This window comes from Tabrizicola thermarum, assembly GCF_003574395.1.
Lineage (GTDB): Bacteria > Pseudomonadota > Alphaproteobacteria > Rhodobacterales > Rhodobacteraceae > Tabrizicola > Tabrizicola thermarum.
Genome location: NZ_QMJY01000079.1, coordinates 66,708 through 85,864, shown reverse-complemented (window position 1 = coordinate 85,864; position 19,157 = coordinate 66,708). Strand labels below are relative to the sequence as shown.

The following is a 19,157-nucleotide window of genomic DNA, read 5'->3' as shown; positions in this document are numbered from 1 at the left end:
GTATTTGTGAAAAGAGCAAGAGCCGCTGTGGGTCAGTCCTGCAGTCTTGTCCCTGCGGTCCGGCCTGCTAGGGTCTTCCAAAAGCGGGAGAGCGGACATGGATCTGGGGATCGCCGGGAAACGGGCGCTGGTCTGCGCCTCGTCCAGGGGGCTGGGGCGCGGCTGTGCCGAGGCTTTGGCCGAGGCGGGTGTCGATCTGGTGATGAACGCCCGCGGGGCCGAGGCGCTGGAAGCGGCAGCCGCCGACATCCGGGCACGGCATCGGGTGAACGTGGTCACCGTGGCGGCCGACATCACGACCGAGGCGGGCCGCGCCGCCGTGCTGGCGCAGGGGCCCTTCGATATCCTTGTGACGAATGCAGGCGGGCCGCCGCCGGGGATGTGGTCGGACTGGAGCCGTGAGGATTTCATCAAGGCGCTGGATGCCAACATGCTGACCCCGATCGCGCTGATGCAGGCGGTGCTGCCGGGGATGATGGCGCAGGGCTGGGGCCGGGTGGTCAACATCACCAGCGTCTCGGTCAAGGCGCCGATTGCGGTGCTCGGGCTGTCGAACTCGGCCCGGGCGGGTCTGACCGGCTTTGTCGCGGGCACGGCGCGGCAGGTGGCGGGCAAGGGGGTCACGATCAACAACCTGCTGCCCGGCATCCATGCCACCGACCGCGCGATCGCACTGGACGGCGCCGTGGTCAAGGCGCGCGGGATCAGCATGGAGCAAGCCATCGCCGAACGCTGCGCGACGATCCCCGCCGGGCGCTATGGCACTCCGGCCGAGTTCGGGGCGACCTGCGCCTTCCTGTGTTCGCAGCACGCGGGCTTTATCGTCGGGCAGAACCTCGTGCTGGACGGCGGGGCCACCAACACGACGCTCTAGCCAAAGCGGGCGTGCCTGCGGCCGGGGTCGACCACGCCCAGCGTGGCCAGCGTGCTGGCGCCCAGCACCCAGGCCCAGGCCCCGGCGCCCAGCATCCGGGTCGTCACCTCGGGGATGTCCGAGCCCGAGAAGGACAGCCCGGTCGCGTCGGTCTGGCGGAGCAGCGTGACCAGCGCCCAGGCCACTAGCGCCACCGGAAGCACCCCGGTCAGGAAGGCCAGAAGCCGCGATTCCCGCCCGATCAGGGCGAAGATGACGAACAGCGCCGCCAGCACGAAGGAACAGCCATAGGCGATGGTTTCCGGCCCGGCATCGGCCAGAATCGCCTGGGCGCCGGCGGCGTCCAGCTTGCTCAGCACCGACCAGGGCACGACATTCTCGCCAAAGGGCGAGGACAGCCAGGGCAGGAACAGGCTGGCCAGGATGGCAAAGGCGGCAACAATGGCAAGGGGTCGGGACAGCATCACGGCACCTGTCGGTCAATCAATCCTGCAAGGCAAACACCTGTGGTGATTCCCGTCAAATCTCGCCGGAAAACACCGGGGTATCGGATCGTTTTCCGAACCAATACCGGGCAGTTCCGCAGGTTTGATGCGCTCTGATCCCCAGTCGCCCGGCTGCTGCCCGGCGGGTCCGGTCTTGCCCGTCCGAACCGGCGCTGCTAGGGGAAAGCCTGACAGATTTTGTTGAGCATCCATGCCCGACCGCGCCCCTCTTCGTCTGGAAGTGACAAACCTGAGCCGATCCTTCGGTGGGCGAAACGTGGTTGACGGGGTGTCGCTGTCGATTGCGGCGGGGCAGGTGACCTGCCTTCTGGGCCCCTCGGGCTGCGGCAAGTCGACGACGCTGCGGATGATTGCCGGGGTGGAACGCGCCGATGCGGGCGAAGTGCGGCTGGACGGCCAGATCGTCGCGGGGCCGGGGGTGCATGTGCCACCGGAAGTGCGCTCGGTGGGCCTGATGTTCCAGGACTTCGCGCTTTTCCCGCATCTGACCGTCGCTGAAAACGTGGGCTTCGGCCTGCGGATCGACCGAGCGGAAAAGGCGCGCCGGGTGGATGAGCTGCTGGAGAAGGTCGATCTGACCGGCTTCGGCCCGAAACACCCGCACCAGCTGTCGGGCGGCGAACAGCAGCGCGTGGCCCTGGCGCGGGCGCTGGCACCGAACCCGCGCGTCATGCTGATGGACGAGCCCTTTTCCGGCCTTGACAACCGGCTGCGCGACGGCATCCGCGACCGGACGCTGGAGCTTCTGAAAGAGGCGGGCACGGCGGTCCTGCTGGTCACGCATGAACCCGACGAGGCGATGCGGATGGCCGACGAGATCGCGCTGATGCGGGCGGGGCGGATCGTGCAGAGGGGGGCGCCCTACAATGTCTACAATGCCCCCGTCGACAAGGCGGCGGCGGCTTTCTTCAGCGATATCAACGTGATCCGTGGCGTCTCGCGCGGGGCGCTGACCGAAACGCCGTTCGGGACCTTCCTGACGCCGGGCCACAGGGACGGGGCCGAGGTCGAGATCGTCATCCGCCCGCAACACCTGCGCATCGACTTCGACCGCGCAGGCCGGGGGCCGAACCCGACGCCCGAGGACGGCACTCCGGCGCGCGGCACCGTTCTGCGCAGCCGCTTTCTGGGGCGCGAAAGCCTGGTCGATTTCGCAATGGATTTCGAGGGCGCGAAACTGACCGCCAGCGTCCCGGGGGTGTTCCTGCCGAAGCCCGGCACGGTCCTGTGGCTGATGATCCGCCGCGACCGCTGTTTCGTCTTCGGGGTCTGACGCATCGGGGCAGAGCGCCCTCAGTCGTCCATCTCGATCCCCGACTGCGGCAAAAGGGTCACGACCTTGTACAAGAGGCTGCGCGCCGCCTTCGCCCTGGGGTTCCCCTCCTGCCCGACATGGCGCAGCCCTTCGACCAGCGCGTCCAGCTCGTCCGGTGTCAGCATGGTCGGCGGCAGCACCAGCGGCGAGCGCAGGATGTAGCCAAGGCCCCGCTCGCCGGTGACCGGCATGCCGCTGGCGGCCAGGATTTCCATGTCGCGCCAGATCGTCCGGGTGGAAACGCCGGTCAGCCGCGCAAGTTCCGCCGCGGTATGCAGCCGCCCATCGCGCAGGGCCTGGACGATGTCGTAAAGGCGGGCGTCGCGCTTCATGGGGTTCTCGCAAGGCAGGGTGGGCAATATTGCCCACCCTACTGACAAAATACTGTCAGTTGACTGTCCCCCGCAAGCCGGTTCGGGCTTGGAAGCGGGGGCGCGCTGGCCCTAATACGGGGTCAGACAGCAATTGCAGCCCCCGATGGGGCGTGAACCGGAGGACAATCCCATGTTGAACAATATCGGTCTTCCCGGCCTGCTTCTGATCGCCGTCGTCGTCCTTGTCCTGTTCGGCAAGGGCAAGGTCTCCAGCCTGATGGGCGAAGTGGGCAAGGGCATCACGGCCTTCAAGAAAGGCGTCAGCGAGGGCACCAGGGAGTTGGAAGACGCCAAGGCCGACGCCGCGAAGGACGTGACGCCCGCCGAGAAGGACAAGGCCTGACCCGAGGGCCCTGGGGAGACAAGGAATGGATCTCAGCTGGTCCGAACTCCTGATCGTGGCCATCGTCGCGCTGATCGTCATCGGCCCGAAGGACCTGCCCGGCATGTTCCGCGAGATCGGGCGCTTTACCGCCAAGATCCGCGCGATGGGGCGCGAGTTCAGCCGGGCGATGGAACAGGCGGCGAAGGAAACCGGGGTCAAGGATGTGGCCGACGACCTGAAGACCATGACCTCGGCCAAGTCGATGGGGCTTGATGCGGTGAAAACCGCCGCCGACAAGTTCGAGAAATGGGACCCGCTGAAGAATGCGGCCAAGCCGACAAAGCCCCTGACCCCGCCGTCGATGCCCGCTGCCGCACCCCCGACCGCTGCTGCCGCCGAGACGATCGCCGCACCCGTCGCCACCGCCGCTGCCTCTGCGCCTGCGGCGGCCGCGCCCGGTCCCGCGACCGCGGCGCTTTACGAAAAGCAGGCCGCGCGCAAGGCGGTGCTGGACGAAGCCTCGGCCAGACTGCGCGCCCTTTCCGAACCCGCGCCCGCCAGCCCCGCCCCGGCAGCCGCCGCCAAGGCTCCGGGCCGTCGGCGCAAGAAGGCCGACCCTGGCGGCGGTGATGCAGCATGAGCACCAAGGACGACATCGACGACAGCTCGGCCCCGCTGGTCGAGCACCTGATCGAACTGCGCAACCGGCTGATCTGGTCGGTCTCGGCCTTCATGATCGCCATGGTCCTGTGCTTTGTCGTGGCCGAGCCGATCCTGAACTTCCTGCTGCATCCCATCGAACGTGCGATGCGCGATCTGGGCGATCCGAACCCGGTGATGCAGTATACCGCGCCGCAGGAATACTTCTTCACGCTGGTCCATATCTCGGTCGTGGCCGGGCTGATGGTCAGCTTTCCGGTGATCGCCTATCAGCTGTGGCGCTTTGTGGCGCCCGGGCTTTACAAGAGCGAGAAGCAGGCCTTCCTGCCGTTCCTGATCGCCTCGCCGGTGCTGTTCCTGCTGGGCGCGGCCTTTGCCCATTATGTCGTGACGCCGATCGCGATGACCTTCTTCCTGGGCTTTGCCGATACCTTTTCCGTGGTCACGGCGCTTTTGCCCGGCCTTGCCGACAGCACCGCCGAAGCCGTGACGGACGGCTTGGCCCCGGCGACCGATCACGGGATCAAGATCGTCTTTCAGGGCAAGGTCAACGAAACGCTGGACATCAGTCTCAAGCTGATCCTGGCCTTCGGCCTGTGCTTCCAGCTGCCGGTGCTTCTGACGCTGATGGGCAAGGCCGGACTGGCCACCTCGCGCGGGCTGGCGGGGATGCGCAAATATGCCATCGTCGCGATCCTGCTGGTCGCCGCCCTGGTCACGCCCCCGGATGTGATGAGCCAGATGATCCTCTTCTCTGCGGTCTATCCCCTGTACGAGATCTCGATCTTCATGATCCGCCGGATCGAAAAGCGGCGCGAGGCCGAACTGCGGGCGGAAGGCCTGTGGGACGACGAGGACGAGGCCGCCGCCGACCCGGCCGAGACCAAGCCGTGAGCGATCCCCTCGACCGCATCGCCGCGGCGCTGGAGCGGCTGGCCCCGGCGCCGATGCCCGCCCCGGACTTTGCCGCCGAGGCCTATGTCTGGCACACCCAGCCGGACCGGCTTGTGCCCGTCGATCATGTCAGCCGGGTGGACATCGGGCTTCTGGTCGGGGTCAACCGGTCGCGCGACACGCTGCTGGAGAACACCCGCCACTTCGCGGCCGGGCTTCCGGCGAACAACGCGCTGCTCTGGGGCGCGCGGGGGATGGGCAAGTCCTCGCTGGTCAAGGCGGTCCACGCCAAGGTGCGCGCCGAGGGACATGACCTGAAGATCGTCGAACTCAGCCGCGAAGACCTGCCATCCGTCCAGCGCCTGCTGGCCCATCTGCGTGCTGCCCCCTACCGCTTCCTTCTGTTCTGCGACGACCTGTCGTTTTCCCACGACGACCAGCATTACAAGTCGCTGAAGGCGGTGCTGGATGGCGGCATCGAGGGGCGGCCCGAGAATGTGCTTTTCTACGCCACCTCGAACCGCCGCCACCTGATGCCGCGCGACATGATTGAGAACGAACGTTCCACCGCGATCAACCCCAGCGAGGCGGTGGAAGAGAAGGTCTCGCTGTCCGACCGTTTCGGGCTCTGGCTGGGGTTCCATCCGTGCAGTCAGGACGATTATCTGGCGATGATCCGCGGCTATTGCGCGGCGCATGGGGTCCGGGTGCCGGATGACCGGTTGACCGCCGAGGCGATCGAATGGCAGGCGACGCGCGGCGGGCGTTCGGGACGGGTCGCCTGGCAGTTCTTCTGTGACCTGGCGGCGCGCGAGGGCGTCCGGATCCGGGTGTGACATGCGATCTTCACTTGCGATGACGGGGAACGCGCCTTAGTCGGGTGGGATCATGGTTTCCGAAATCCTGGTCATTCTGGCGCTCATCGTCCTCAACGGTGTCCTTGCCATGTCGGAACTGGCCATCGTCAGCGCCAGGCCCGCGCGGCTGAAATCGCTGGAAGGCAGAAGCCGCGGCGCGCGGATGGCCCTGCGCTTGGCCGAAAATCCCGGCCGGTTCCTCTCGACCGTGCAGATCGGCATCACGGCGGTCGGCGTACTGTCCGGCGCGCTGTCCGGCGCGACCCTTGGCCTGCGGTTGCAGGCCTGGCTGGTCGCGCAGGGCATGGATCCGGACTGGGCCTCGACCCTGGGTGTCGGCGGGGTCGTCGTTGCCATCACCTATGTCAGCCTGATCGTGGGCGAACTCGTGCCCAAGCAGTTGGCGCTCGGGAATGCCGAGGCCGTGGCGATCCGCGTGGCGCCGGCGATGACCTTCCTGTCGGTGATCGCCGCGCCGCTGGTCTGGTTTCTGGACAAGTCCGGCAAGCTGCTGCTGTGGCTGCTCGGCCAGCGCGGCACCAGCGAGAACCGGGTGACCGAGGAGGAGGTCCATGTCCTTCTGGCCGAAGCGCATGAGGGCGGGGTGCTGGAGACCGAGGAACGCGAGATGATCACCGGCGTCATGCGCCTGTCGGACCGCACGGCGCGCGCGCTGATGACCCCCCGGCACGAGATCGAGATGCTGCCCCTGGACGCCACGGGGGCCGAGGCGGTGGCCGCGATCCGCCGGGTCGCCCGCCCGCGGATGCCGGTTGCCAACGCCGAGGGCGATGTGGTCGGCATCGTGCTTCTGACCGACGCCTTTCAGGTGGTTTCCCGGCGCGAGAGTCTGGATCTGAAGGCACTGGTGCGTGAGGTGCCCGTGGTGTCGGACCGGGCCGAGGCGCTGGACGTTCTGGAAATCCTGCAGAAATCCGAATACCACCTTGCGCTGGTCTATGACGAATACGGCGATTTCGAAGGCATCATCACCACTGGCGACGTGCTTGAGGCGATCACCGGTGCCGTGGCTGCCAGCGATGCCGACGAACCGGCCATGGTCACCCGCGAGGATGGCAGCTTCCTGGTCGCGGGCTGGATGCCGGTTGACGAATTCTGCGACCGTCTGGGTCTGCCGCAGGACATGGCCGGGGACTACGACACCGTCGCCGGTCTGATCCTGCACCAGATGGGCACGCTTCCCGAGCTTGGCGCAAGCTTTGTCGCCGAAGGCTTCCGGTTCGAGGTCATCGACCTCGACGGCCGCCGCATCGACAAGGTGCTGGTGGCGAGGGTCTTGGGCTGACGCAGATTGCTTCAAGGAAATCGGCCCGGAGCCCTCAAAGGCTCCGCGCCCCTATTGCAGATAGCCCACCGGATCGAAGCTCTGCTTCGAGGTGTTGCGCACCTCGAAATGCACGAAGGCCGGATCGCCCGGCGCGACCTTGCCGATCGCCTGGCCGCGCTTGACCTTGTCGCCCTTCTTCACCGCCACGGCATTGACCCCGACATAGACGGTCAGAAGATCGCCTGGATGGCGGATGATGACGATGCCCTTGCCGGTCGTGTCCGCCGAGATCACCGTCACCGCCCCCGCATCGGCCGCCACCACCGGGCTTCCGGGTGCTGCGGCAATGTCGATCCCCTGGTTCTTCTTCGCGTCATAGCCCCGGATGATCTTGCCCGACACCGGCATCGCCATCTTCGACGGGGTGGATTTCTCGGCCCCGAGATCGGGCGAGGGCGGGGTGGCCTTGGGCTTGGTGGCGGCAGCCTCGGTCTTCTCGTCCGGCAGGGGTTTCTTGGCCGAGGGCGGCTCGGGCGTCGGGCTGCCTGCACCGGGCGGGGTCGGGACCGGCTCGGGGTTCGGCGCCGGGCCGGTCGCGATCGGGATGATCAGCGTCTGGCCCTCGCGCACCGCCATGTCCGGGCCAAGCTGGTTCCAGTCCGCCAGCGCCTTGGCCGACACGTTGTAGGTCCGGGCGATGGTGAAGGCCGTCTCGCCCCGCGCGACGCGGTGGGTCACGGGCTGGTTCGGAATGGGCTTGGACGCCGCGGGCGATGTCCCGGCGGCAGGTGTCGAGGGCCCCGCCTTGTCCAGCGCCGTCGTCGCGATCGAGGTGATGTCGATCGACCCGCCGCCCGCAGGCAGGGCCGAGCCGCCGATCACCGCGGGCTGCGGTGTGGCCGCCACCCGGTCGGGCAGCAGCAGCATCTCGCCGTCGCGCAAGGGGTCGGTCGGGCGCAGCGCGTTTTCGCGGGCCAGAGCCTCGGGGCTGAGGCCCAGGCGACCGGCCATGCTGGCGACCGTTTCGCCGCGCCGGGCGGTTGCCAGCTGGTAGTCCGGGTACGAGATGATCCCGTTCGCATCGGGCGTCGGCGCCGCAGCCGTCGCCTGACGCGCCGCATCCGTCGTGTCGCTGGCGTTGTTGCGCAGGTCCCAGTCCAGCGCCCCCGTGTCGATGCACCCGGTCAGGGCCAGCGCGCTGACCCCAAGCACGAAGCCGGTCTTGAATCGTGTGGATAGTGCCATCTGGTCCTGCCTGTTCATCTGCCGTCCGGTTTCGGCCCGGTTCTGTGGGGCCGGATATTACTCGGAGCCCATGCCCTCTACCAGTGGAACAAACCGAACTGGGCGAAGTTCCTCGTAGTCAAACCCGCGTGAGGTGCGCGTGACCTTGATCAGCGCCTGCACCGCATCCGACTGGCCCACGGGCACGACCATGATCCCGCCGGGCTTCAACTGTTCCAGCAGCGGCCCGGGAGGGTCCTCGGCCGCCGCCGTCACGATGATCCTGTCGAAGGGCGCCTGATCGGGCAGCCCGTGCGACCCGTCCGTCGGGATTGCGGTGATGTTGACAAGATCCAGCTGACGGAACAGTTCGGTCGCCTCGCGCACCAGGCGGCGATAGCGGTCCACCGTATAGACCCGACGCGCCAGCTGCGACAGGATCGCCGCCTGATAGCCCGATCCGGTCCCCACCTCCAGCACCGTGTCGCGCGGGCTGACCTGCAAGGCCTGCGTCATCAGCCCTACCACCGAGGGCTGGCTGATCGTCTGGCCGCAGGCGATGGGCAGCGGCATGTCCTCGTAGGCGCGGTCGGCAAAGATGTTGCGCACGAACAGGCCGCGGTCGATCTTCTCCATCGCGGTCAGGACGCGGGTGTCGGTCACCCCGCGCGAGCGGAGGGCAAAGAGAAAGCGCATCTTGCGTTCGGCAAGCTCTTCGGAGGTCGGATGGTCCTCCGGTCCTTCGCTCATGCGAGCCGGGCCTCGAGGTCAGACAGCAGATCATGCGCCGTCAGGTCGGCGCGCATCGGCGTGACCGAGATGAAGCCATCCAGGTTCACCGCCGCATCGGTGCCGGGCAGGGTGGGCGTGTGCTGGTGCCCGCCCTTGATCCACAGGAACCGCCGGCCCGAGGGCGAGATATGCGGATCGACCGAAAAGGCCGTGTCGCGCCGGAAGCCCTGGGCGGCCACCTTCATCCCCCTTGTCGTTGCCGCAGGCAGGGGCGGGAAGTTCACGTTGTAGAACACGCGGTAATCGGCTTCGGTCCAGAGCCCGCGCTCCAGCAGCGCCCGCACCACGCCCGCGCCATGCACCCGGGCGCTTTCGAACGGATCGGCGAGCCTGGCGTTCTCCGGCCCGAAGAACTGCGACAGGGCGATGGCGGGCACGCCCTGCAAGGCCGCCTCCATCGCCCCGCCGATCGTGCCGGAGTAAAGCACGTTCTCGGCCGCGTTGTTGCCCCGGTTCACGCCCGACAGCACGAGGTCGGGTTTCGCCCCGTCCAGCACGTCATAGATCGCCGCCAGCACGCAATCGGCCGGGCTGCCTTCGGCGGCAAAGCGGCGCGGGCCAAGTTCCGCGATCATCATCGGATGGGTGTAGCTGATGCAATGCCCCACGCCCGACTGCTCGAAGGCCGGGGCGACGGTCCAGACCTCTCCGTCCGGCCCGGCAATCTGGGTGGCGATCTCGGTCAGAACCTCCAGCCCGGGCGCGTTGATGCCGTCGTCATTGGTGATCAGGATGCGCATGGTCTGGGAGGTTCCTTCCGGTCTGCCCCTGATTAGACGAGGCCCGCGCGGCCTTCAAGGCAAAGGCGGCTGGTCGTGCGACTTCGTCTTCTCCTCGCGCGCGGCCCGGCGAGGACAAGCGACCGCGCACGACGAGCGGACGACAGCAGTCAGGCGTCGCGCTGCGCGATCCAGTCGTGATCGGGGTCGTTCTGGAACCGCCACTTGCGGATCGGCCCGGCCATGACGTTCAGATAATACATCTCATAGCCATAGGGCGCGCCGCAGGGATGGTGGCCTTTCGGCACCAGCACGACATCGTGGTTCTTCACCGCCATCGTCTGATCCAGCGCCCCGTCCTCGGTATAGACCCGCTGGATGCCGAAGCCCTGGGCCGGGTTCAGGCGGTGATAGTAGGTTTCCTCCAGATAGGTCATCCGGGGAAAGTCGTCCTCGTCATGCCGGTGGGACGGATAGGACGACCAGTGCCCGGCGGGCGTGAAGACCTCGGTCACCAGAAGGCTGTCGGCCACCTCGCGGCCCTCCATCGCGATGTTGTTCACATGGCGCGTGTTGGTCCCCTTGCCACGCGGGGTCAGTTCGATCCCCTCCGGCCCCAGCCGCCGCGCCTTGTGGCCGCCCTTGCCCGGCGCCTTGCAGACGGCAAGCGTGCAGGGGGTGGTCGCCACCGCCCGCCAGCTCTGGCCGTTCGGGACGTAAAGGCAATGCGGCGGGGTCTTCTCGAACACATCCATCCGCGCGCCCATCTCGCCCCAGTCCTGGCCTGCCGCCTGAACCCTCGCCTTGCCCTCGACGAGGACCAGGATCACCTCGGTCTCGCCGGTCGCTTCCTCCGCCACATCGCCCGGCTCCAGCCGGTAGAGCGTGAAGCCGACATAACCCCAGCCCGCATTGGCCGGGGTGATCTCGTGCACCTTGCCGCGGATGCCGGTCGGGTGGCGGAGGAGGTCGGGCATGGCGTTCCCCTTACGTCGGGCGCGAATGGTCGATGGTCAGCCCGGCCTGGGCGCAGACCTTCAGGATGTGCTCATAGCCCATCTTCGAGTAGTCGTAGGGCGAGGCCTTGGCCGGGTCCTGCTCGGCCTCGACCACGATCCAGCCGTGGTAATCCATCGCCTTCAGCTTGTCGGCCACCGCCTGAAAGTCGATGCAGCCGTCGCCCGGCACGGTGAAGGCCCCGGCGATCACCGCGTCCAGGAAGCTGCGGTTGTTCGCCCGCACCTCCGCCACCACATCGGGCCGGATGTCCTTGAAATGGACATGATGCACCCGGTCCGCCCAGCGGTTCAGCACCCGCATCACATCGGCCCCGCCGAACAACAGATGCCCGGTGTCGAACAACAGCTTCACCTCCGGCGTGGAGCCCTCCATCAGCGCGTTCACGTCCTCCTCGCTTTCGATGAAGGACCCCATGTGGTGGTGGTAGGCCAGCGTAACGCCCTGATCCGCCATCCATTTCGCCAGTTCCGACAGCTTCGCCCCATAGGCCCGCACGTCGGCGGCGGCGAATTTCGGGCGGTTGTTCACCGGCACGGCGATGTTGCCCTGCACGGTGTTCGAACATTCCGCATAGACGATGCAGGGGGCCTTCAGCGCCGCGAACTGCTCCACCTGCTGGCGCACCGCCTCGATTTCCGTCTTCACGTCGTTGACGAGAAGATTGCCGGAACACCAGCCGCCGCACAGGAAAAGCCCGTTCGCGGTCAGATAGGACCGCAGGCCCTCGGTGTCCGCCGGCATCCGCCGCCCGCGTTCGACGCCGGTATAGCCGATCTCGCGCGCCTCGCGCAGGGCCTGCTCCATCGTGTAGGCGGCGGTCAGGTCCGGCAGGTCGTCGTTCTGCCAGCTGATGGGGGAAATCCCGATCCTTACGGTCATATTGTCCTCAGTTCACAAGCCTTTGGGCGCGGGCCGCCGCTTCATGTTCCTTGCGGGCCGCCAGCACTTCCTTGCGGGTGGAGACCTCGGGCACGCCGACCTCCCACCAGGACCCGCCCGCGCCGGTGCCCGGACCGGGATCGGTGTCGATCACGATGACCGTGGGGATGCTGGCGCCGCGGGCATCGGCCAGAGCGGCCTCCAGCTCGGCGATCCCGCCCGCCTTCACCACCTTCGCCCCCATCGACCCGGCATGGGCGACAAAGTCGATCCGGCTCGCGTTCACATGCCAGGCGTCGTCCAGCAGGTTGTTGAACGGCGCGCCGCCGGTGTGCTTCTGCAAGCGGTTGATGCAGCCGAAACCGCGGTTGTCGGTCAGGACCACGGTGAAGGGCACGCCCATCATCACCGCCGTCGCCAGCTCGCTGTTGGCCATCATGTAGGACCCGTCGCCCACCATGCAGACCACCTCGCGGTCGGGCAGCGCCATCTTGATACCCAGAGCCCCCGCGATTTCATACCCCATGCAGGAAAAGCCGTATTCCATGTGATAGCCGCCCTCCGACCCGCGCCAGAGCGTGTGCAGCACCCCCGGCATCGAGCCTGCGGCCCCCATCACCAGCGTCTTCGGCGTGGCCGCGCGGTAGACCGCCCCCACCACCTGCGCATCCGAGGGCAAAAGGTTGCCGGTCGGCGCCGCCATCACCGCGTCGGTCGCCTTGAACCAGGCATCCCGCGCCGCGAAATCGGGGTCGGCAAAGCGGTGAGCGCCCAAAGCCGCCGACAGCTTCTCCAGCGCGACCCTGGCATCGGCGACCAAGGGCTGCGCGCCGCGCTTGGTCGCGTCATGCGGCTGCACGTTGACCGACAGGATCCTGCGCCCCGGCCTTTTGAAGATCGTCCAGCTGCCGGTGGTGAAATCCTGCAACCGGGTGCCCACGGCCAGCACCACATCCGCCTCGGCCGCCAGCTTGTTGCCGCAGTCCGAACCCGTCACGCCGGGAGTGCCGAAGTTCAACCTGTCCTCCCACGAGGCGATGCCCTTGCCCGCCTGGGTTTCCACGAAGGGGATGTTGTGGGTGCGGGCAAAGTCGCGCAGCGTGGCTTCCGCACCGGAATAGATCACCCCGCCGCCCGCCACGATCAGCGGGTTCTGCGCGGCTTTCAGGGTTGCCACCGCAGCCTCCAGTTCGCGCTGGTCGGGTTCCGGGCGGCGGATGTGCCAGACGCGCGGCTGGAAGAATTCCACGGGGTAATCAAAGGCTTCGGCCTGGGTGTCCTGGCAGAAGGCCAGACAGACCGGCCCGCAGGTCGCGGGGTCGGTCATCACCTGCAAGGCGCGGGGCAGGGCGGTCAGGATGTGCTCCGGCCGGCTGATCCGGTCGAAATAGCGCACCACGGGGCGGAAGCAGTCGTTCGCGCTGACGATCCCGTCGCCGAAATCCTCGACCTGTTGCAGCACCGGGTCCGGCGCGCGGCTGGCAAAGACATCGCCGGGGATGAACAGGACCGGCAGCCGGTTCACATGCGCCAGCGCCGCCGCCGTGACAAGGTTCGTCGCCCCCGGCCCGATGGAGGTCGTCACCGCCATCGCCTTCCGCCGCTTTGACGCCTTGGCATAGGCGATGGCGGTATGCGCCATGGTCTGCTCGTTATGCCCGCGCCAGGTGGGCAGGGCATCGCGGTGGGCATGCAGCGCCTCGCCCAGGCCGGCCACGTTGCCATGGCCGAAGATCGCCCAGACGCCCTCGATGAAACGGCTGCCGTCCTCGGCCTGTTGCAGCGACAGCCAGCGCACCAGGGCCTGGGCAGCAGTCAGGCGGATCGTGGTCATTTCTTCCCTCCCTCGCGCGCCGCGTCCCACAGGGCGCACAGCCGCGCATATCTCTCTACCATGATCGACACCGCCGCCCCATCGGTGATCTCGCCCCTGAACCAGGCGCGCGCCGCCTCGGCAAAGATCGTGCGGCCCACGGCAAAGCCTTTCACCAGCGGTTGCCGCGCCGCAAGCCGGAACGAGGCGGCGAGGTCGGCCTCGGCGGCATCGAGGCCCAGGACCACGACGCCGCGCACATGGGGGTCGTTCCGTTCGATGGCGGCGCAGGCGTTCTCCCAGGCCTTCGCGGTTGCGAAAGGCTCCAGCTTCCACCAGTCGGGATAGATGCCCAGATCGTAGAACCGCTGGATCACCTGCGCGCTGGTCTCGTCCGTCACCGGGCCGACCTTCGAGGGGATGATCTCCAGAAGCATCTCAAGCCGGTTGCGGCGCGCGGCATGGAACAGGCGACGGACGGTGTCCTCCTGCGCGGCCTTCATCTCGGCGCTGTCGTCGGGGTGGGTGAAGCACAGCACCTTGACCACATGCGCCAGCGGCCATTCCTGAAGGCCCCCGAAATCCGGGCCAAGCTCGGGTTCCAGCGTCAGGGGCCGCGAGCCCGGCCATTCCACCGGCCGCCCGATCCACAGCCCCGTGCCCGCCGCCCGGAACAGGGCATCGCGGCCCAGACGGCTGTCGCAGAGGATGCCATGGCCCGGCTTGCCGTCCGCCACAGTCAGCGCGGCTTGCAGGCACAGGTCCTTGAACGCGCCGATCCTTTCCGGCGTCGCGCCCTCCATCTCCTCCAGCTGCATCCGGTGGTCGAAGGCGAAGACGCGCATGGTGGACCAGTCGCCATGCCGGTTCGTGGCCCAGTGGATCTGCTCCAGCGCCGCATCCTTGCGCAGGGCCTTTTCCACCACGCCGCGCTTCAGGAAGAACTGCAATTCCTCCCAGCTGGGATAGGCCGGGGTGCAGCCGTGGCGGCTAACCGCGAAGGCGCCGCAGGCATTGGCGTATTTCAAGGCCACGGGCCAGGGCTCGCCATCCAGCCAGCCTTTCAACAGGCCCGACATGAACCCGTCCCCCGCGCCCAGGACGTTGAACACCTCGATCGGGAAACCGGGGCCGGTCTCGCCCGCGTCCAGACTGTCGGGGATCGCGCCGGTGAAGGCCACGGCCCCCATCGGCCCGCGCTTGCAGACCAGCGTCGCCTGCGACACCGCCCGCACCGCGCGCAGGGCCGCGATGGTGTCGGTCGTGCCGCCGGCGATGTGGAACTCTTCCTCGGTGCCGACGATCAGGTCGAACAGATGCAGCGTCGATTGCAGCTTGGCGGTGACGGCGGCGCTTTCGATGAACCGGCTTTCCCCGTCGCCATGCCCGGCCAGACCCCAGAGGTTCGGGCGGTAGTCGATGTCCAGCGCCGTCTGCAGCCCGTGTTTCCGCGCCAGCGTCAGAGCCTTCAGCACCGCCGCCTCGGTGCGCGGGTGGCTGAGGTGCGTGCCGGTGGCCACGACCGACCGCGCCTCGGCGATGAAGCCTTCGTCGATGTCGTCCTCGCACAGCGCCATGTCGGCGCAGTTTTCCCGGTAGAAGATCAGCGGGAACTGCCTGTCGTCGCGGATGCCCAGCAGGACCAGCGCCGTCAGCCGGTCAGGGTCGGTCTTGACGCCGCGCACATCGACGCCTTCCCTGGTCAGCTCCTCGCGGATGAACCGGCCCATGTGCTCATCGCCGACCCGGGTAATCAGTGCCGAACGCAAGCCCAGTCGCGCGGTCCCTGCCGCCATGTTGGTAGGGGACCCGCCGATGTATTTCTGGAACGACCCCATGTCCTCCAGCCGCCCGCCCACCTGCGCGCCGTAAAGGTCCACCGAGGACCGGCCGATGGTGATGACGTCAAGGGTCTTGGACTGGGACATGACGGGCAGCTCCGGCGGGGGCCGAGTCGCCCCTGATGATGGAATGTTTATTCCATTTCTTCAGGTCGGGAAAGCGCTAAGTGTCGCGCCGCGCGGCCACGGCGACGGCCAGCGACAGGGCCAGCGCGATGGTGGCGGACAGGGACCGGAAGGCGCCGAAGTCGATCTCGGTCACCGTCAGCACGATATCCGCGACCGGGGCAAGCCGCGTCGCGGGCGGGTCGGTCAGCAGGACCACCGGCATCCCCGCCGCCCGCGCATCCGCAGCCAGGGCCAGCGTTTCCTCGGAATAGGGCGCGAAGGTGATCGCTAGCAGCGCATCGCCCGGCCGCAGCAGCGACCGCTGGCCCAGACCTGCGACTCCATCGTGCAACACCGCCGCAACGCCCAGCTTGTCGAAGACATAGCTCAGATAGCTTGCCACCGGAAACGACCTCCGGAAGCCTGCAAGATGGATCGTCCGCGCCTGTGCAAGCAGGTCAACCGCTTGAGTCAACGAAGTTTCATCCAGATCCCGCGCCAGGGCCTCGATCGACTGGCGTCCGGCCTCGACGAATTCGGCCACCAGGGTCGAGGGGTGGCCCGCCCCTCCCGCTTTCAGGTTGGCAAGCCGCGTCGCATAGTCCGGCATGCCGCGCGACAGGGCCTCGCGGAACAGGCGCTGCATCTCGGCATAGCCGGAAAACCCCATGATCTGGCAGAACCGCATCATTGCCGAAGGCGGCACCTCGGCCGCCTGGGCGACCTGTGCCACCGTGGACAGCGCGATGCTGTCCAGATTGCGCGCGACATGATCGGCGCATTGCTGCAACCGGCGCGGCAACTGGCCGTTCAGCTCTCGCAGCCGGTCGCGGAACGCCTCGACCGTCCGGGGCGGGTCACGCGGGACGATGGGGTGCAGGTCGGTCGGCATGGCGGCTCTCGGTGGTGCGGCAGGGCCAGCATAGCACATGGAACGAACGTTCCAAGCGCCCATGTGGCGATCCGGCCCCTCTCGCCGCAAATGCAGAAGGCCCCGGTCGCCAGACCGGGGCCTTCCGTCTGCTGCCGCAACCCGAAAGGGTTACTGGGTCATCTTGTTGTATTCCGCCAGCCCGGTGGCCAGGATGTCGTACCATTCGCCGGACTCGCGCATCTCGGTGATGCCGCGGTTCAGCATGGCGATATAGACCCGGCCGCGCGGATTGCTCTTCGAGGTCAGGAAGTGGTACGAGATGAAGGTGGTCAGGGCCGGGTTCGTCACCACCTTGTCGGTCACGCCCAGTTCCTTGAAGTTCGCCACCGAGGTTTCGGTCTCGATCGAGTAGATGTCCACTTCGCCCTTCATCAGCATGTTGGCGCAGTCGATCGGGTTCTTCGGCGCCACGTATTCCACGACCGGCGGGGTCAGGCCCTGCACTTCCAGGTCGCCCAGCGGCCATGCCTCGGGACGGCAGATCTTGGCGCCGGCATAGTCCGCGAAGGACCGGGCATTGGCATATTTGCTGTCGGGCAGGGTGTTGAAGGTATAGGCGGCCTCGTAGATCGGCAGCGAGAAGTCGAAGTCGGTGCACATGCGCGCCGAGAATTCGCCCAGCATGTCAAGCTTGGAGCAGTCCGGCGATTCCCAGGCGATCGACACGTCGAAGGCGCCCGAGGGCAGCAGCGTGTCGATATGCGACATCCAGTCATCGACATAGGCGACAGTATAATCCCGGTCGTTGCCGCCGCGCTGCATCGCAGTGGCGGCCATGCGCACGAAGATCCCGCCGCCGGGCAAGGATTCGTCGGTGAAGGGCGCCCAGTTGTTCGAGGTGACGAACTTCAGCGGCGGCTCGTAGACGTTCGACTTCTTGGCGGTGGCCGCCTGCTTCTGCGTCTCCGCTTCGATGACCGAACTCAGCGGCTGGTCGGGCGTCAGACGACCGTCCTCGCAGGGCAGGATCAGTTGCAGCCCGGCCGGCAGGCTGTTCGGGTTCGCCGCCAGCGCGTCGCGGTTGGCGTTGAAGATCATCTGGTAGTCGAACGTGCCATAGGCCGTCTGGGCGATCGAGCCCAGCGTGTCGCCGGCTTTCACGGTATAGGTGGTGCAGGCTTCCTGGGCAGACGCGATGATAGGCAACGAAATCATCGCAGCCGCGAGGAGAGGAAGCCGGTGCAGGTGCGAAGCGGTTCTCATGAGTGGGGGTCCCTTTTTGAGGCCGTTAGAGGGGGTGATAACTTGCATCAACCGAAACAATGCACGCGATACAGCAGGATAGCTTCGCATAAATGGCGCGAATAAGGCGAATGCGTGATCATTCTCTGCGCGACTCGTGACCGACGGGTTCATCGCGCGGTAGATCGAATGCCGCACGCTTGCAGCCATCCCGGGTCACTTCGCCTTGCGCTGCGCCAGCAGCGCGGTCGAGACGATGTCGTACCATTCGCCGGACTGGTACATCTCGATCAGGCCGGCATCGAGCTGGTTCAGCATCGCCACCGCCCGGGGGTTGGACTTGTGGGCGATCACATGCAGGCTGACGATGGTCGACAGGTGCGGGTTGGTTCCGATCTTCGAGATCAGGCCCATCCTGGCCACGGTCGCATCGCCGACTTCGGCATCGACCGACACCAGATCGACCTCACCTGCCGCAAGCTGGCGGAAACAGTCCTCGACGCGCTCTGCACGCACCAGCGTGATCGCGGGGACCGACAACCCGTAGGAATCCAGCACCCCGGTCGTATACCCCTCGGGACGGCAGATCCGCTTGCCGACAAATCCGGCGGCGCTGGTCGTCTCCAGCAGGTCGCCGTCGCGGCGGGCAAAGAAGCCATCGACGATCTCGTAGAACGGGGCCGAGAAGGCAAAATCGTTGCAGCGCGCCTGGTCGCCGGGCGACAGCATGCCGCCCTCGCAGTCCGGGCGGATCCAGGGAAAGCTCAGATCATAGGCGCCCGAGGGCAGAAGCGCGTCGATATGCGCCTGCCAGTCGTTCACGAAGCTGATGGTGTAGGGGATGCCGGGATCGGCCCGGAACACGGCCATTTCGACCAGTTGCGTCATCATCCCGCCGCCGGGCAGGGTCTTGTCGGTGAAGGGCGCATTGCCGCTGGCGGTGACCATTGCGATGGGGCGTTCAGCCGGGACTGCGGGCTGGGGGTCCACCTTGGCGGCGACCGGAACGACGGCCTCCGGCGCGGGTTCGGGCGCGGGTTCGGGCGCGGGAGCCGGGGCAGGCTCGGCCGCGGCCGTGATGTCGGCAGCGCCCGGGGCGCAGGGGATCGTCAGCGTCATGCCGACCTCGATCAGGTCGGCCTTGGCACCGATCGTTTCGACATTCGCCTCATAGATCACGCGATACAGGTCGGCATCGCCATAGGCCTTGCGGGCGATGAAGCGCAGGTTGTCCCCGGCAACGACCTTGTAGGACGAACAGGCCTCCTGCGCCTGCCCGGCCGCAGCGGTCAGGAACAAGGCGGTGCTGCCAAGAAGAAGTGCCCGTGCGAAAGTCATTGTCCTTGCTCCTTTTCTTTTGAACCGCCCGCGCCGCAGCCGTCCCGGGCGTTCCGCCCGAAGCTGCCCCGGCGGCAATCATGCCTGCCTGAATTCATCCGTCCGCTGCCTGCCGCCCCGGTCGCCCGGCGTCCTGTCGCCGGATCCGGGCCCCGCTTGCGCGGACCGCACCACGGCCCGGTCAAGCGCCCGGATCAGCGGGTCAAGCGTCCCT

Annotated in this window: 19 protein-coding genes; 7 read left to right on the top strand and 12 right to left on the bottom strand. The window is 67.2% G+C overall.

The genetic code is table 11. The features are described 5' to 3' along the window. The first annotated feature begins 97 nt into the window (after window positions 1-97). Window positions 98-874: an SDR family oxidoreductase gene (locus tag D5084_RS13255; protein WP_128515971.1), complete on the top strand. Its 777-nt coding sequence runs from the start codon at window positions 98-100 to the stop codon at window positions 872-874. Here D5084_RS13255 and D5084_RS13250 read toward each other — a convergent pair. Next, window positions 871-1,338 (bottom strand): hypothetical protein, encoded by a 468-nt coding sequence (locus tag D5084_RS13250; protein WP_128515970.1) that lies wholly within the window; start codon window positions 1,336-1,338, stop codon window positions 871-873. The genes D5084_RS13255 and D5084_RS13250 overlap by 4 nt on opposite strands. 232 nt (window positions 1,339-1,570) lie before the next feature. Between D5084_RS13250 and D5084_RS13245 the strand changes: the two genes are divergently transcribed. After that, the gene (locus D5084_RS13245) at window positions 1,571-2,653 is read left to right on the top strand and encodes an ABC transporter ATP-binding protein (protein ID WP_128515969.1); all 1,083 of its coding nucleotides are present in this window, start codon (window positions 1,571-1,573) and stop codon (window positions 2,651-2,653) included. Window positions 2,654-2,673: 20 nt separating this feature from the next. On the opposite strand, the gene D5084_RS13240 is transcribed toward D5084_RS13245, so the two are convergent. Next, a complete protein-coding gene (locus D5084_RS13240; protein WP_128515968.1) occupies window positions 2,674-3,027 on the bottom strand; it encodes a helix-turn-helix transcriptional regulator in 354 nt (117 codons plus the stop codon). A 172-nt stretch (window positions 3,028-3,199) separates the two neighbouring features. Between D5084_RS13240 and D5084_RS13235 the strand changes: the two genes are divergently transcribed. From D5084_RS13235 to D5084_RS13215, 5 genes are read left to right on the top strand one after another with little or no spacing between them, the layout of a single operon-like run. Continuing rightward, a complete protein-coding gene (locus D5084_RS13235) occupies window positions 3,200-3,412 on the top strand; it encodes a twin-arginine translocase TatA/TatE family subunit (protein ID WP_128515967.1) in 213 nt (70 codons plus the stop codon). 25 nt (window positions 3,413-3,437) lie between these two features. Beyond that, a complete protein-coding gene (gene tatB, locus D5084_RS13230) occupies window positions 3,438-4,034 on the top strand; it encodes a Sec-independent protein translocase protein TatB (RefSeq protein ID WP_128515966.1) in 597 nt (198 codons plus the stop codon). Next, on the top strand, window positions 4,031-4,948 hold the full coding sequence (gene tatC, locus D5084_RS13225) for a twin-arginine translocase subunit TatC (protein ID WP_128515965.1): 918 nt from the start codon (window positions 4,031-4,033) through the stop codon (window positions 4,946-4,948). The genes tatB and tatC overlap by 4 nt, the downstream gene beginning before the upstream one ends. Beyond that, the gene (locus D5084_RS13220; RefSeq protein ID WP_238382646.1) at window positions 4,945-5,784 is read left to right on the top strand and encodes an ATP-binding protein; all 840 of its coding nucleotides are present in this window, start codon (window positions 4,945-4,947) and stop codon (window positions 5,782-5,784) included. Before tatC ends, D5084_RS13220 begins: the two co-directional genes overlap by 4 nt. Window positions 5,785-5,836: 52 nt before the next feature. After that, the gene (locus tag D5084_RS13215; RefSeq protein WP_128515964.1) at window positions 5,837-7,111 is read left to right on the top strand and encodes a hemolysin family protein; all 1,275 of its coding nucleotides are present in this window, start codon (window positions 5,837-5,839) and stop codon (window positions 7,109-7,111) included. 51 nt (window positions 7,112-7,162) lie between these two features. Here D5084_RS13215 and D5084_RS13210 read toward each other — a convergent pair whose 3' ends face one another. The 10 genes from D5084_RS13210 to D5084_RS13165 all read right to left on the bottom strand — a co-directional run bounded on the left by D5084_RS13210 (window position 7,163) and on the right by D5084_RS13165 (window position 18,943). Next, window positions 7,163-8,338 (bottom strand): M23 family metallopeptidase, encoded by a 1,176-nt coding sequence (locus D5084_RS13210; protein WP_128515963.1) that lies wholly within the window; start codon window positions 8,336-8,338, stop codon window positions 7,163-7,165. 57 nt (window positions 8,339-8,395) lie between these two features. Continuing rightward, a complete protein-coding gene (locus D5084_RS13205; RefSeq protein WP_128515962.1) occupies window positions 8,396-9,067 on the bottom strand; it encodes a protein-L-isoaspartate(D-aspartate) O-methyltransferase in 672 nt (223 codons plus the stop codon). Continuing rightward, entirely contained in the window at window positions 9,064-9,849 is a 786-nt protein-coding gene (gene surE, locus D5084_RS13200) for a 5'/3'-nucleotidase SurE (RefSeq protein WP_128515961.1), read from the bottom strand. The genes D5084_RS13205 and surE overlap by 4 nt, the downstream gene beginning before the upstream one ends. Window positions 9,850-9,998: 149 nt before the next feature. After that, a complete protein-coding gene (gene iolB, locus D5084_RS13195) occupies window positions 9,999-10,805 on the bottom strand; it encodes a 5-deoxy-glucuronate isomerase (protein WP_128515960.1) in 807 nt (268 codons plus the stop codon). A gap of 10 nt (window positions 10,806-10,815) precedes the next feature. Beyond that, window positions 10,816-11,727 (bottom strand): myo-inosose-2 dehydratase, encoded by a 912-nt coding sequence (gene iolE, locus D5084_RS13190; protein WP_128515959.1) that lies wholly within the window; start codon window positions 11,725-11,727, stop codon window positions 10,816-10,818. Window positions 11,728-11,734: 7 nt separating this feature from the next. Then, window positions 11,735-13,561 (bottom strand): 3D-(3,5/4)-trihydroxycyclohexane-1,2-dione acylhydrolase (decyclizing), encoded by a 1,827-nt coding sequence (gene iolD, locus D5084_RS13185; protein WP_128515958.1) that lies wholly within the window; start codon window positions 13,559-13,561, stop codon window positions 11,735-11,737. Continuing rightward, a complete protein-coding gene (locus tag D5084_RS13180) occupies window positions 13,558-15,468 on the bottom strand; it encodes a bifunctional 5-dehydro-2-deoxygluconokinase/5-dehydro-2-deoxyphosphogluconate aldolase (RefSeq protein WP_128515957.1) in 1,911 nt (636 codons plus the stop codon). The genes iolD and D5084_RS13180 overlap by 4 nt, the downstream gene beginning before the upstream one ends. Window positions 15,469-15,544: 76 nt before the next feature. Continuing rightward, entirely contained in the window at window positions 15,545-16,381 is an 837-nt protein-coding gene (locus tag D5084_RS13175; RefSeq protein ID WP_128515956.1) for a MurR/RpiR family transcriptional regulator, read from the bottom strand. 150 nt (window positions 16,382-16,531) lie between these two features. Beyond that, window positions 16,532-17,626, bottom strand: coding sequence for a LysM peptidoglycan-binding domain-containing protein (locus D5084_RS13170; protein ID WP_128515955.1), 1,095 nt, complete (start codon window positions 17,624-17,626; stop codon window positions 16,532-16,534). Between the two features lie 195 nt (window positions 17,627-17,821). Beyond that, entirely contained in the window at window positions 17,822-18,943 is a 1,122-nt protein-coding gene (locus D5084_RS13165; protein WP_128515954.1) for a transporter substrate-binding domain-containing protein, read from the bottom strand. Between the last annotated feature and the right edge of the window lie 214 nt (window positions 18,944-19,157).

What these genes read in the sequence shown, in the direction of transcription:
- D5084_RS13255 (WP_128515971.1), top strand. Translation starts at nt 98, where the DNA reads ATGGATCTGGGGATCGCCGGGAAACGGGCGCTGGTCTGCGCCTCGTCC.
- D5084_RS13250 (WP_128515970.1), bottom strand. Translation starts at nt 1,338, where the DNA reads ATGCTGTCCCGACCCCTTGCCATTGTTGCCGCCTTTGCCATCCTGGCC.
- D5084_RS13245 (WP_128515969.1), top strand. Translation starts at nt 1,571, where the DNA reads ATGCCCGACCGCGCCCCTCTTCGTCTGGAAGTGACAAACCTGAGCCGA.
- D5084_RS13240 (WP_128515968.1), bottom strand. Translation starts at nt 3,027, where the DNA reads ATGAAGCGCGACGCCCGCCTTTACGACATCGTCCAGGCCCTGCGCGAT.
- D5084_RS13235 (WP_128515967.1), top strand. Translation starts at nt 3,200, where the DNA reads ATGTTGAACAATATCGGTCTTCCCGGCCTGCTTCTGATCGCCGTCGTC.
- tatB (WP_128515966.1), top strand. Translation starts at nt 3,438, where the DNA reads ATGGATCTCAGCTGGTCCGAACTCCTGATCGTGGCCATCGTCGCGCTG.
- tatC (WP_128515965.1), top strand. Translation starts at nt 4,031, where the DNA reads ATGAGCACCAAGGACGACATCGACGACAGCTCGGCCCCGCTGGTCGAG.
- D5084_RS13215 (WP_128515964.1), top strand. Translation starts at nt 5,837, where the DNA reads ATGGTTTCCGAAATCCTGGTCATTCTGGCGCTCATCGTCCTCAACGGT.
- D5084_RS13210 (WP_128515963.1), bottom strand. Translation starts at nt 8,338, where the DNA reads ATGGCACTATCCACACGATTCAAGACCGGCTTCGTGCTTGGGGTCAGC.
- D5084_RS13205 (WP_128515962.1), bottom strand. Translation starts at nt 9,067, where the DNA reads ATGAGCGAAGGACCGGAGGACCATCCGACCTCCGAAGAGCTTGCCGAA.
- surE (WP_128515961.1), bottom strand. Translation starts at nt 9,849, where the DNA reads ATGCGCATCCTGATCACCAATGACGACGGCATCAACGCGCCCGGGCTG.
- iolB (WP_128515960.1), bottom strand. Translation starts at nt 10,805, where the DNA reads ATGCCCGACCTCCTCCGCCACCCGACCGGCATCCGCGGCAAGGTGCAC.
- iolE (WP_128515959.1), bottom strand. Translation starts at nt 11,727, where the DNA reads ATGACCGTAAGGATCGGGATTTCCCCCATCAGCTGGCAGAACGACGAC.
- iolD (WP_128515958.1), bottom strand. Translation starts at nt 13,561, where the DNA reads ATGACCACGATCCGCCTGACTGCTGCCCAGGCCCTGGTGCGCTGGCTG.
- D5084_RS13180 (WP_128515957.1), bottom strand. Translation starts at nt 15,468, where the DNA reads ATGTCCCAGTCCAAGACCCTTGACGTCATCACCATCGGCCGGTCCTCG.
- D5084_RS13175 (WP_128515956.1), bottom strand. Translation starts at nt 16,381, where the DNA reads ATGCCGACCGACCTGCACCCCATCGTCCCGCGTGACCCGCCCCGGACG.
- D5084_RS13170 (WP_128515955.1), bottom strand. Translation starts at nt 17,626, where the DNA reads ATGAGAACCGCTTCGCACCTGCACCGGCTTCCTCTCCTCGCGGCTGCG.
- D5084_RS13165 (WP_128515954.1), bottom strand. Translation starts at nt 18,943, where the DNA reads ATGACTTTCGCACGGGCACTTCTTCTTGGCAGCACCGCCTTGTTCCTG.